The sequence below is a fragment of the Maribacter sp. genome (assembly GCA_020629415.1).
Taxonomy (GTDB): Bacteria; Bacteroidota; Bacteroidia; order Flavobacteriales; family Flavobacteriaceae; genus Maribacter; species Maribacter huludaoensis.
The window spans coordinates 18,279-30,694 of sequence record JAHDDL010000018.1; the positions used below are offsets into that span (position 1 = coordinate 18,279).

Sequence of the window (12,416 nt, forward strand, 5' to 3'; positions counted from 1 at the left end):
TCTATTTCCATGATCGGGAACTGGAGGTCTCCGCTGATGGAAAATCTTTAGGAATCTTTTGGGTAACCTTGCCTGTAGCTGCCCATTCGGTACCGCGCTGTAACGTAGTTATAAAACCAACACACTCCATAGAATAATCAAAATGTCCTAAGGTAGAATGAAAAATACGCCCCTTACCGTAATTAATGACCATGAGTTGAGGAACATTCTGACCTAAACCTGTAATTGAAGGGTCCCAAGGCGGGGCATTCTTTTCAACGTCTGCAAATGCCGTCGCCAATATGGTTGCATTTTCAAAAGGACCTCTCATGCGCTCGTACATTTCATCGGGTGTATGTAGCCATTTTTCAGGAATACCTTTCATAATCGGGTGATCCGGTGCCCTATTGGTCAATTCAAACTCATATTCAGGACCGTGAGAACCACAGATTCCCTCAGAGGTGTCTATTATCAATTCCCCGTTAGCATCATAGTACACATATGGTCCGGATTTCTCATCACGACCTCCCCATGCTCCTAAACCGATCATTTTATTATATTCTTCCCAGTCTCCCCATGCGTTATCGGCAGAATGTATTACCACTAGACCTCCACCGTTTTTCATATATTCCTCAAAATCTTTTCTGGTCTGTTCTGGCCACAGAGGAGAATCGGCCCCTAGATTGGAAATTATAACATCATAATCGTTAAAAGGGAATTTAAAATCAGAAGTTTTTATAGGACTTTCAGATATGTGATATACTTTATCGTTCAAAGGATAGGATTCTATGAAAGAAGTATAGCTTTCAGGTCTTGTCTTATTATATTTTATGCCCAACCAGATTGAATCCATTCTTTGAATATCTACCGTGAATAAATTAGTCTGCTCTAAATAATCTTTCATCATCATGGTAGTCTTTGGCCACACATAATGATTATTCTGTCCATCAATAATTAATGCTTTTAGTTTAGAAGGTGGTTGGGCTTGTTCGGCAATTTCTTTCTTTTTCTCGCCACAAGCGGTGAACATTAAGCTACATAAAATTATTGCCATTAAATTTTTCATATTGATGGGTTACGATTATTGTTGACTTTAAATGTACATGAAGAAGTTAAGATGACAAAAAACTTGGTACAATAAGTATAGAGTAAAAAATAGACATCTTTTTGCTGAAGATAAAAACTGATCTTAAATTAGCATGGAAATTAAAGCACAGCAGAATGAAAATATTAGGAATAGGGTCAAGAATAATACATAAAGAATACGGCAAAGGAGTAATTACCAATGTTTCAAGCAATATGTATTGGGTCACATTCATTGATAAAGGATTGGAGACCATAGAAATTGATGCGGATATAGAGGTTGTTGAAGCAATTGAAAATGAAGTGGATACCGTTAGTTTTTTTGATGTAGAAAGTTCTTTGGTAGCTATTTTGCAAAAATGGAGTGATGCAACACAGCGAGTGGCCATTGCCGATAAGTGGAAGGGTGGAAGTTTAATTTTAGAGCCCGGGGAAGTAGGTATGAGCAATAAAGAAATTCCAATAAATACGTTCTTTCATAAAATTGTGATGGTGCGTGACCGTATACGGGTTATGGAGCAAAAAATAAATTCAAGCAAGAATTTAGATGATCAAGAGAAAATAGATTTGCAACAGTATATTACTCGTATCTATGGTAGTTTAACAACATTTAATGTTCTTTTTAAGGCAAAAAGCGATCATTTTGTTGGCGAGAAATCGGGTAAATAGATTTCCGGTTCAATGTTGAACACGAAGCGCTTTTACAATTTCATATTGTTTTTTAACAATAGCTTCATTTACCATATGGGCCGCTTTTGAAACGATTACAAATTCTTTTCTTGGGGCCCTAATTTTATCAAAATAAGGTTTGGTCAATTCCTTTGGGCATAAAACGTCATTTTCTCCTTGAATTAAATAAACCGGTAGCTTAAATGTTACTGCTGTTTTATCAAAATCAATGTGTGTGGTCATTGCGGGTACCCCCAAATACTCATCGCCCACAAGATTTAGAAAAGTATAATCATCGCCATCGTATCTATTTTTACTATCATGGTTGTTGTCATATTCATCTGCAATTTTTCGCCATTTAGAGGGTACAGGTTCTGAATGTTCTTTTTCAAACCGTTGCACTACATTTAGTAGCTGACCATAATCTTTTGCTCTCCGGTATGGTGGCGCGCCCAGATCATTAAGTTTTTTTACGGCTTGATCATCTAACTTTTCTTTGGCAAATTTAAAAACTTCACAATAGGCATTATTGATATTTCTAGTAAATTTTACAAATTGAGCATGGCCAAGATAGGCGTGAAATAAATCTGGATTTTTTTGCGCCATTTGTGTCGCCAATATAGAGCCCCAAGAAGTGCCGATCAATATTAATTTGCTCTTATCTAATCGATTTAATACATACTCTGAAACTGCAATACCATCATTGGCCATTTGTTCAAATGAAAGTAGATTATTGGTATAAAAATCATTGTTCATTTCTTTAGGTCGATTAATACCAAATGTTTTACCGGAGCCTCGTTGATCCCAATGTACTATGGTATACTCTTTCATCCAACCAGCAAAGACATTTTCTTTATAATAGCTCATGGTGCTTCCCGGACCACCGTGAACCAGCAACACCACGGGATTATTGGTGTCATTTCCGCTAATGGATACCCATTGTTCAATACCGCCAATACTTCTGGTAAGACATCTGTTTTCTTTAAAGTCATTTTAATAGCATATGCAAGACTGTACAGTGCCTGAATATATTCTGTAAAAGTTGCACTAGTAGGATTACCCTCACCGTGGATACTTAAATATTTAAACTTTGGTATGGTTACTAATTCTGGGGTACTCTTAGGCAAATAAATACCTTTTTCCGTTTTTCTCCATTCATGTTTTACTATCGCCTTCATATAAACAAAGTAAGTGAATAAGGCAAAAGGTTGCACGGTTCATATAATTAACTTGTAGTTTTTAGTACCGTATAAAGCTTTATCACGCAGTTATTATTCATTTGTTAGCTGTTTTATTATATTTTATAATAAGACTTGTTTTTAATTGTGCATTGGCTATTTTAGAATAAAATTTATATCATGGGTAAGGTGGTTACGTTCGGTGAAGTATTAATGAGAATCTCACCTAGAGGCAACAAAAAATTCGTTCAATCCAATATTGTTGAGTTTTATTTTGGCGGGACGGAGTTAAATGTGGGAATTTCCATTTCTAATTTTGGAGGCAATGTAAAACACATTAGTGCCGTATCCGATGATTTTATTGGAGTTACTGCCTTGACCTATATTCAAAAATTTGGGGTAGATACATCTGCAGTTGTAAAGTCTAAAAGACCTTTGGGTGTTTATTTTCTAGAAGTAGGCGCAGTAATAAGGCCCAGCATGATATCTTATAACCGATCTCATTCAGCATTTTCTGAAATAGAGCCCTCTAGAGTAAATTGGGAAAATGCATTGGAAGATGCAGGGTGGATGCATTGGACAGGTATAACACCTGCATTGTCAGAGGGAGCTTATGTTACCTTGAAAGAAGGATTAAAATTAGCAAGAGAAAAAGGTATTGCCGTTTCTGCGGACCCTACCTATCGTAGTGGTTTATGGAAATATGGTCAAGATCCAAAAGAAGCATTAATAGAATTATTGCATTATTCTACCATATTTATTGGTGGCGTAAATGAAATTAATGAGGTTTTGGGAACCGACTTTGGATATGAAAACGATGACTTTATAGCGGCTAGTAAACAACTGATGAAGGAATTTCCAAACATTGAAAAAGTATTTGATAAAATTAGGACTTCATTAAATTCTTCTTGGCATAAAATAAGGGCAAGAATGTGGAATGGTAAAGAGTTTAGGGAGACGCAGGATATAGATATAACCCACGTTGTTGACCGTATAGGAACAGGTGATGCGTTTGCTGCAGGATTGATTTACGGGTTACAACAATATGGTGATTATAAAGCCATGGAGTTTGCCAGTGCAGCATGTGCTTTAAAGCATACTTATGAAGGTGATGTAAATTTTGCAACCGTAAATGAGGTCAACAATATAATTGCGGGCAATATTACGGGCAGATTGGTACGATAGAATTAAGACTATTGTAAACTTTCAACTTTTATCATGCCTGTAATTTGGCATGAGCGTTTTACCGTGTTGTATATAGTACCGTGTTTTTCAATATTTTTTTTCAAAAGTCTTGTATTTAGTTTTTCATCATTGCTATAAATAATTAAACTGTAAACAATGTTATCCATTCTCGGTGGATTTTCAAGCCTATCTGCGTTAATTTCTAAATCGGTTTTCTGATATTCAAACTTCATCATTTTAGAAAAACGTTCAACATTTTTTAACATGCAAGCAGCAAAAGAACCCAAAAATAATTCCGCAGGATTTGGAAGACTTTTTGAAGTTGAATTGGTAGTTACAAAATCTATACTGGATTTTTTAATATGAATTGTAGCGTCATCGTTAGATTTAGAATTAGCATTTATTCTATAGTTTATGTAGCAATTTTTATATTTTAACAATACCGTATTAGTATACCATTGTAATATTTAGTAGTGTAAAATTACAATTGAATGCGCTACTAAAAACTGATTAAAGTCACACTTATTCAGTTAAACATAAAAGCATGAAAAAAGAATTTAGGGGTTAGGGGATGAGAACTTGTTTTTAAAATCGAATACTTTTTCTGAAGCACCGTTTATTTGAAGGTAATCAAGAAGAGCAACAGCGTTCTGCACAGTAGGGTAATCACCCTTATTGATCCACCACATTGCATTAGATGCCTTACCATATTTTAAAAACCATTCTTTTCTTCTTCTTAAAAAATCTGTATGGAAAGTTCTGTATACAAATTTTTCTAAAGTTTCAGTAGATTCCCAAACAGATATGTTTACAATTACTTGTTCATCATTGTAAGGGTTGAAGCTGGTAGCATCATTGGTTTCATCTTTAAGTCGCCATATAAAACCTTCACTTTGTTCTGCTAGCTGGTTGACCTTGTCTAAGTTGTCGACAAACTCTTTCATAATTGGGTCGTTAATGCTTACTCCCCTCATTCTGGCAATATTGATCTGTGCTAATTGGTAATGGTTCTCCATGTAATCAATGCTTATAAATATGAGCTTAATAAAATATATTACATATTTATACCAAGGTAAATTACCAAATTAACAAAAATGAATTATAAATCTACACGGCTTCCTTTTTTTCAGATAAATATTTCCAATAACGCTTTGGTACATGTTGAACATGTAATTTGGTATTGATTCTAGACTTAATAGTGGTACTTTTAAAATAGTTGTTCCATAAGTCTTGATAATTGTATTCTTCCTTTGTAAATACAGCGCTTTTTTCAATACTATTAGTGTGAATATCCGTTAAATCAAGTGATATGATTTCTACGGTCTGTAAATCATAAAATATCCCGTATTTACGCTTAACATCATAAATAATCCATTGCTGATCGGCATATCTATTTCTAAAGTGTTTTGATATTAGTGGTAGTACATCAAAATCTGGCTCAATATTGGCAAAATAAACATCGTCTTTAGTGAGTTGAAATCGAACAAAGGCTTCCATTCTGTGTTTTTCTCTACCTACTTTATGAGCTATTTGATTTATTTTCAAAATTGCATCATCGCCAAAATCTGTTGAGCCCAAGTACTTGCCACCCATTAATTTTTGTATGTAGTGATAGAGTAGTGCCTCAATATTATTTTGCTCACTTAAAAAAGCAAAGTAAATATTCTTAATTGCCGAATTATTTTTTTTTCGTACACCATTCCAAACACGCTGTGCTTTTTCAATATTTGTAAAAATTGTTTCGGTTTCGGCAAAGAGTCCTTTTTGAAATTGACTGTTTTTTTGAATATCGGCATGAGCTAATTTTTGTTCAAAGCCAATAAAAACAGCAGTCAAAAAACCATTGAAACTACCATCGTAAACTAGAATTTTTGAAGTATTCATATTATAGTTTTAGAAGTTAAAAAAAAATATACGAGTAATGATTTTTAGTCTTTTTTTAATTTTAGTTTTTAATAATACCAATTGGTATCCTAAAGTTAAAATTTGACTCTGACTACGGTTCAAAACAATGTTCAAAATTGAAATGTTTTGTGTATTTAATGGGCTGTTTAGATTTTCCATAGTCATAAAATTATAATTAAGTTATACTTTAGTTAAATAGTGATAATTGATTGTTATATTGATTTTTGAATTTCCCGTTTTGAGATTGTAAAATCATTCCTTTAATTTTAGGTGCGTCTAAATCTCTACGTTCCCAATCATTAGAATTACAGATAATAAAATACTTAGCTCTATTGAGCGCGATTCCCATTTTTTTAAGATGTTCCCAATTTAAACTACGATATTTTCTTGCACTTATTATTTTATGTACAGAGCCCATACCTATTCCCGGTATTCTTGCCAGCATTCGTGGTTCTGCTTTGTTGATGTCTACCGGAAAATGATTTAGGTTACGTAACGCCCACATTAATTTGGGGTCAATATCCATATCTAAATTTGGATTGTCAGCATCCAATATTTCATTTACACTAAAACCATAAAAACGAAGGAGCCAATCTGTCTGATATAACCTGTTTTCACGAAGCATAGGAACTTCTGAGCCTAATGACGGTAGTCTACTATCTGTAGAAATAGGAACATAGCCGGAGTAATACACACGTTTCATTTTATAATTTTTATAAAAATGTGTGGCAGAGTACATAATGTCCTTGTCACTTTCTCCTGTAGCACCAACTATCATTTGGGTGCTCTGACCTGCAGGAGCATATTTGGCGGTACTTTTAATGATTTTACGTTCTTCTTTGTAACGTATAATTTCATCTTTAACCTTTTGCATAGGCTTAATGAAATCTTCATGTTTTTTATCTGGGGCCAATAGTTTAAGGCCGGAAATAGTGGGGATTTCAATGTTGACCGATAAACGGTCAGCATATAAACCGGCCTCATACATTAGTTCGTCACTGGCGCCAGGTATGGACTTTAAATGAATATAGCCGTTAAAACTTTCTTCTTCACGCAATTTTTTAGCTACGGCAATAAGTCGTTCCATAGTGTGGTCGGCACTTTTGAAAATACCGGAACTTAAGAACAGACCCTCTATATAATTTCTCCTATAAAAATTAATGGTTAGGTCTACTACTTCTTGTATTTTAAAAGCAGCTCTTTGTATGTCGTTACTTTTACGAGTAACACAATATGCACAATCAAAAATACAATGATTGGTTAACAATATCTTTAACAAGGAGACGCAACGCCCATCTTCTGTGTAGGTATGGCAAATTCCGGTACCGGTGTCTCCCAAACCATTATTTTTGTTTTTACGATTACTGCCGCTACTTGAGCAAGACACATCATATTTAGCGGCATCTGCCAAAATATTCAATTTTTCTTTAATTCGATTAAAATCCATAGCAATTAGTAATTAATCCAAAATTATGGAAATATTCCTAATTATGGAAATATTCCTAATTATTTTTTGGATATAATCCATATTCACTATATTTGAAGTATCGAGAATGCTAAATACTTGATTGATAACGAGCTATATTATGGAAAACGAATTGACGTTAAAACGGTTTACAGATTTGAGACGGGAATTAGGATATACCCAGGCAGATTTTGCCAAGTTGATCGGAGTCTCTAATACCACTGCTGATATAGAACGGGGCAGAACAAAACTTTCAGGTAAAGTGGTTTCCGAGTTATTGAAGCAATTTAAAATTAATCCGCTTTGGCTTTTTGGCGAAAGTGAAGAACAATATTTAGAAACGTCAAAGACAAGCGTTATACCCAAAGTTGTAACGGTTGATTCCGCTAATAGGGATAACATGGTTTTGGTGAATGCGAAAGCTGCGGCCGGGTATCCTCAAAATATTTCGGATACCAGTTGGTATCAGCAATTACCTGCTTTTGATTTGCCTATTCCCGAATTTAGAAATGCTACTTATCGTGGCTTTCAAGTAGAGGGAGATAGTATGTTGCCCAATTTACATCCGGGTGAATGGGTTTTGGCCAGGGCAATTGAACATATAGATTATGTAAGTGCGAATAAAATGTATGTAGTGGTTTTGCAAGATTCTATAATGGTAAAAAAGGTGGAGAAAAGACCGAATTCAAATAATGTAACACTGATTTCTTTAAACGAAACATACCCTCCTTATGATATAAAACCTTTTCAAATTCAAGAAATTTGGGAGGTGAGCAGTAAAATTACGTTCAATGTAGATGCTACAACGGATAGTGGATTGCTGCGACAGCTTCAAGAGTCTATGAAAGAGTTAAAAGATCAATTACAACATGTTAAGAAGGTTAATTAAATAAATACTTTAAATTTTTTTAATATATATTCCGCTTTCTTTTAACGTAAATCCTAAGCTTTTGTAAAGCGCTATAGCGGCAGTTCTATGGTGACCGCTAAATAGTAATACATCGTCTAGTTTTGATGCTTCAGCACGTTCTAAAAGTTTTTCCATTAGTTTTCTTCCAATACCTTGACCTCTATAATCTGATGATACGATTACATCCTCAACCATACCTTTATGTCCTGATACTACTTTGTATTTTGCCATCATGGCAATACCTACTAGTTTTTTATCTACCAAACAAACTACGGCTTCAGTAGTATTGTAATCGGACAATGCTGTGGCAATGTCCAATTGTGTTAATTCCGAATTAAGTTGCTTGTATAGTTCGGTCAGTTGGGATTGTAGTTCGGAGGTGACTTCGTTAAGCGTTATTAATTTAATTTCCATATTCATATTTCAAAAATTGAAGTAATTTCATTTATTGTATCTAATGTAATCTGGTATTACTTTTTATACTATTTATGCTAGCTGAGTTTAAATTGTTTATAAGCTAAGTATATATCTAAATAAAGTGATGCGCTGTGGCAAAATTTTATAGTTTTTAAAGCATGAGTAGAGCCATCTGTACCATTTGTTAATAAAGCTTAAAGCATTTTGATTTCCATTAAACTTTTGCAACATAGCTGGTAAAGCGTAGGTAAGCTATGAACTTTCCACGCTTACAAGTATTCCGGTTAGTTCATTTTATAAAATATCCAAGCAAACTAAATTTAGAATGAAGCCTTTAAATACTTGAAAAATAAAAACTAGCAACTCAAAAAGTCAAAAATCATGGTACAGGTTTACGGCAGAGTAATCATTGAACAAGGTTCTAAATAGAAAAAAAATCTTCAAAAGAGTTTTTCTCTTGTTAGAACAAATTATCAGTGATACAATATTCTAATAACGATTTGCAATATGTGTTAGCGACCAATAACATCGCCCATAGAAATTGAAAGCGGTCCTAATTTGTGTTGTGTTGGTAAAAACACTCCGCTTTCGGTTTTAACCCACTCTTCCCAACTAGCCTCAATTCCGCCTATAGGAATTATTTTTGTCCATAATTTAAAACTTTTAGGTCTTCCACTGGGTTCAATAATCCACATATAAGAATCACCTGGGGTATCTCCACCTTTCGTATAAGTAACCAGTAGTGCTTCTGAACCATCTTCCATATCTATTAAATAGCGCTCTGTGCCTTGGTCAAAGGCTTTAAATGGCGCTACCAGCCAGAAAGAATCATTGTTAAAATAACTTTGTGCTTTTTCAATAAGGTCCTGTGTTTTTTCGTAGGATACAGATTCGTTATTTATACTTGCCGTACTAGAAGAAGGGGTGATCAAGTCTAATTGAACAATAATATTGTCCCATGAAACTGTAACAATCTCCTTCTCTCTATTCCATTTGTAATGGTGGTCGTCACGAAAAGACCATTCTAAAATTTTAGTTTTATTATAATTTTTATAATTAAGGGCATCTAACATTCTATAGGCCAAAGCGTCCGCTTCAGGTCCAGATTCCCCTGTAGGTAATGGCTCATTATAGAGGTAGTAAAGAATTCCATAACCTATTAATCCAAGTAAAAATAGAATTCCGATTATTTTAAATAGTTTCTTAATCATAATGTATATAAATTATTGTACAGTAAATATTTATAAAATAATAAAAGTTTGTTTAATAAGTTTAAAATCCTACGGCTGCATCATCTCCACGTTTATCGGCACCGCCCTCAAGCTTTCCATTATCCAATATACGAATGGCATCTACTTTGCCAATGATAGGTGTTCTTTCTTCATTAATAATATAACCTTTGGCCTTGAGTTCATCCTTTAAGCTGGCGGAGAATCCGTCTGGTTCAAAAATGACCATATCAGGTAACCATTGATGGTGAAAACGTGGAGCGTCAACCGCTTCTTGCATGCTCATTTTAAATTCGTATCCGTTTAGAATAGTTTGTGCAACGGCAGTAATGATCGTAGATCCGCCTGGGGTACCTACTACCATATATAATTTTCCATTACGTTCAACTATAGTAGGAGTCATGCTACTAAGCATTCTTTTTTCGGCGGCAATACTGTTAGCTTCCGCACCTACTAGACCAAACATATTTGGTACACCTGCTTTGGCACTGAAATCATCCATTTCATTGTTCAAAAAGAATCCAAGCTCATCTGAATATAACTTAGAGCCATACGCACCGTTTAAAGTAGTTGTTACGGAAACGGCATTACCATCTTGATCAACAATAGAGTAGTGGGTGGTCTCCATACTTTCAACAACATCAATTTTACCATGCTCTACCTCAGAAGATTTTGTTGCCTTGTCAAATGTAAAATTGGCCATTCTTTCGGCTAGGTAGTCCTCACTTAATAATTTGTCATATGGAATTTTAACAAAGTCGGGGTCACCTAAAAAATAATTTCTATCGGCATAGGCCCTTCTAGATGCCTCGGTAAATAATTGTACCATTTTAGGGGTATTGTGACCTAGTTTTGCTACATCATATTTTTCCATCATTTTGAATATCTGATTGATGGTTACGCCGCCACTGCTTGGCGGACTCATGGAAATGATGTGCAAATCTTTATAATCAAAAGTAATTGGGTCTCTCCATACCGCCTGGTATTTTTCTAAGTCCTCTACAGTAACGTAACCACCTTTTTCTTGGATGAATGCTGCCAGTTTCTTGGCAATCTCACCTTTGTAAAATCCGTCTCTTCCATGCTTTGCAATACTTCTAAAAGTATTTGCTAATGCCGGGTATTTAATGGTGTCGTTTGTTTTGTAAACAGTTGCAAATTTGGTGCTGTCACCATTTACCTCAATAAATTTATCTCTTTGGCTGGATAGTCTTTTTTCTTGATTAGCGGTAACGACAACACCGCGTTCCGCTAGAGCAATAACGGGAGCCATAATTTCTTCTAAGGGGAGAGAGCCGAATTTTTTGTGTACTTCAATAATTCCGGCAACCGTACCCGGTACCCCAACAGCAGTAGCACCTAATGTGCTTTTGCCGGGAATTACATTGCCCAATGAATCTAAATACATGTCTTTATGAGCGGATAAAGGTGCTTTTTCACGATAATCCAAAGCACCGACTTCACCGTTTGCTTGTCTGTAGACCATGAAACCGCCGCCGCCAAGATTACCTGCAAAGGGGTAGGCGACTACCAAAGCCATTTCTGTAGCTACCATAGCATCAAAAGCGTTACCGCCTTTTTGCATGATGTCACTACCAATTTTTGAAGCTTCTTCACGTGCCGAAACTACCATTGCTTTATCCGTTACCCTACCTGTAGGTGCCGCAGGATTCTCTTTGCAACTGCCTAATATTACAAATGCAGCTAACCAGAATATAAATTTTGTTTGGTTCATAGATGGTTAAATTAATTATTTATATAAATGAGTTTAAATATTTGGTCAATAGTAAATAATATTTATACTTTTTTTATTAATGATGTGTATTTTTGTTTTGAAAAAGTAATAAGTTCTTCAAAAAACGCTGTAAACTCGGCCTCAAAAGCATCATAATGTTCTTCAAGGTCTAGAATGGCAAAATTCATTTTGGACTTATTGTTGGTTCTACGGTTCATACCGTTAAGTACGCGAGCTATTCCATCCATCTTAGAATAGTTATATATCCAATTATCGGCAATCATATAAGGCATCATCTTTTTGACTCCTATAGGCAGAATCTCGTAATTATCTTCTAAGAGGTCATAAAAATTATCTACAAAAACATCTAACGGAACGTCAGAATATTTAGACCAATTCTTTGCCAAAAAATGGTCATAGTAAATATCGACGATAACTCTACTGTAATGGCTGTAGTTTGCATGAAGCCGCTTACTGCTCAACTTTGGTATAACATGACTATCTGTATAGGTATCTATATGGCGATGTAATTTTATGCCTTTTTGTACCTTAATAGGTAAATGTTCAAATTTATTGGCACGAATACTATCGGCTATAAAGTTGCCAATAGTAATTTCTTTATCGTTGAAAGAAAGATAAATATGTGCTAAAAAATTCATTG

The 12,416-nt window shown here is 34.8% G+C and carries 14 protein-coding genes; 3 read left to right on the forward strand and 11 right to left on the reverse strand.

Annotated elements, in window-relative coordinates; translation table 11 throughout:
• Position 1 precedes the first annotated feature (1 nt).
• Positions 2 to 1,045: a ThuA domain-containing protein gene (locus tag QZ657_RS09015; protein ID WP_291966379.1), complete on the reverse strand. Its 1,044-nt coding sequence runs from the start codon at positions 1,043 to 1,045 to the stop codon at positions 2 to 4.
• A gap of 155 nt (positions 1,046 to 1,200) precedes the next feature.
• Here QZ657_RS09015 and QZ657_RS09020 point away from each other — a divergent pair, with 155 nt between their 5' ends.
• Positions 1,201 to 1,731 carry a hypothetical protein gene (locus tag QZ657_RS09020; RefSeq protein WP_291960287.1) on the forward strand — a complete coding sequence of 177 codons (531 nt, stop codon included), beginning with the start codon at positions 1,201 to 1,203 and terminating at the stop codon, positions 1,729 to 1,731.
• A gap of 9 nt (positions 1,732 to 1,740) precedes the next feature.
• Here the strand turns inward: QZ657_RS09020 and QZ657_RS09025 are convergent, their stop codons facing one another.
• Positions 1,741 to 2,631, reverse strand: a complete 891-nt coding sequence (locus QZ657_RS09025; protein ID WP_291966381.1) for an alpha/beta hydrolase — start codon at positions 2,629 to 2,631, stop codon at positions 1,741 to 1,743.
• Positions 2,595 to 2,909 carry a hypothetical protein gene (locus tag QZ657_RS09030; protein WP_291966383.1) on the reverse strand — a complete coding sequence of 105 codons (315 nt, stop codon included), beginning with the start codon at positions 2,907 to 2,909 and terminating at the stop codon, positions 2,595 to 2,597. The genes QZ657_RS09025 and QZ657_RS09030 overlap by 37 nt, the downstream gene beginning before the upstream one ends.
• 180 nt (positions 2,910 to 3,089) lie before the next feature.
• On the opposite strand from QZ657_RS09030, the gene QZ657_RS09035 reads away from it, so the two are divergent.
• A complete protein-coding gene (locus QZ657_RS09035; protein ID WP_291966385.1) occupies positions 3,090 to 4,094 on the forward strand; it encodes a sugar kinase in 1,005 nt (334 codons plus the stop codon).
• A gap of 8 nt (positions 4,095 to 4,102) precedes the next feature.
• On the opposite strand, the gene QZ657_RS09040 is transcribed toward QZ657_RS09035, so the two are convergent.
• The 4 genes from QZ657_RS09040 to QZ657_RS09055 form a co-directional block, all read right to left on the reverse strand.
• Positions 4,103 to 4,534 carry an OsmC family protein gene (locus QZ657_RS09040; protein WP_291966387.1) on the reverse strand — a complete coding sequence of 144 codons (432 nt, stop codon included), beginning with the start codon at positions 4,532 to 4,534 and terminating at the stop codon, positions 4,103 to 4,105.
• A gap of 117 nt (positions 4,535 to 4,651) precedes the next feature.
• Positions 4,652 to 5,110, reverse strand: coding sequence for a DUF3291 domain-containing protein (locus tag QZ657_RS09045; RefSeq protein ID WP_291960295.1), 459 nt, complete (start codon positions 5,108 to 5,110; stop codon positions 4,652 to 4,654).
• A gap of 91 nt (positions 5,111 to 5,201) precedes the next feature.
• Positions 5,202 to 5,978, reverse strand: coding sequence for a TIGR03915 family putative DNA repair protein (locus QZ657_RS09050; protein ID WP_291966388.1), 777 nt, complete (start codon positions 5,976 to 5,978; stop codon positions 5,202 to 5,204).
• A 208-nt stretch (positions 5,979 to 6,186) separates the two neighbouring features.
• Positions 6,187 to 7,446, reverse strand: a complete 1,260-nt coding sequence (locus QZ657_RS09055) for a putative DNA modification/repair radical SAM protein (protein WP_291966391.1) — start codon at positions 7,444 to 7,446, stop codon at positions 6,187 to 6,189.
• Between the two features lie 139 nt (positions 7,447 to 7,585).
• Here QZ657_RS09055 and QZ657_RS09060 point away from each other — a divergent pair, with 139 nt between their 5' ends.
• A complete protein-coding gene (locus tag QZ657_RS09060) occupies positions 7,586 to 8,353 on the forward strand; it encodes an XRE family transcriptional regulator (RefSeq protein WP_276472366.1) in 768 nt (255 codons plus the stop codon).
• Between the two features lie 9 nt (positions 8,354 to 8,362).
• Here QZ657_RS09060 and QZ657_RS09065 read toward each other — a convergent pair whose 3' ends face one another.
• The 4 genes from QZ657_RS09065 to QZ657_RS09080 all read right to left on the reverse strand — a co-directional run bounded on the left by QZ657_RS09065 (position 8,363) and on the right by QZ657_RS09080 (position 12,414).
• Positions 8,363 to 8,788 (reverse strand): GNAT family N-acetyltransferase, encoded by a 426-nt coding sequence (locus QZ657_RS09065; RefSeq protein WP_291966393.1) that lies wholly within the window; start codon positions 8,786 to 8,788, stop codon positions 8,363 to 8,365.
• A gap of 515 nt (positions 8,789 to 9,303) precedes the next feature.
• Positions 9,304 to 10,002, reverse strand: a complete 699-nt coding sequence (locus tag QZ657_RS09070) for a hypothetical protein (protein ID WP_291966394.1) — start codon at positions 10,000 to 10,002, stop codon at positions 9,304 to 9,306.
• A 61-nt stretch (positions 10,003 to 10,063) separates the two neighbouring features.
• Positions 10,064 to 11,755, reverse strand: coding sequence for a gamma-glutamyltransferase (gene ggt, locus QZ657_RS09075; protein WP_291960973.1), 1,692 nt, complete (start codon positions 11,753 to 11,755; stop codon positions 10,064 to 10,066).
• A 62-nt stretch (positions 11,756 to 11,817) separates the two neighbouring features.
• The gene (locus tag QZ657_RS09080) at positions 11,818 to 12,414 is read right to left on the reverse strand and encodes an acyl carrier protein phosphodiesterase (RefSeq protein WP_291966396.1); all 597 of its coding nucleotides are present in this window, start codon (positions 12,412 to 12,414) and stop codon (positions 11,818 to 11,820) included.
• Between the last annotated feature and the right edge of the window lie 2 nt (positions 12,415 to 12,416).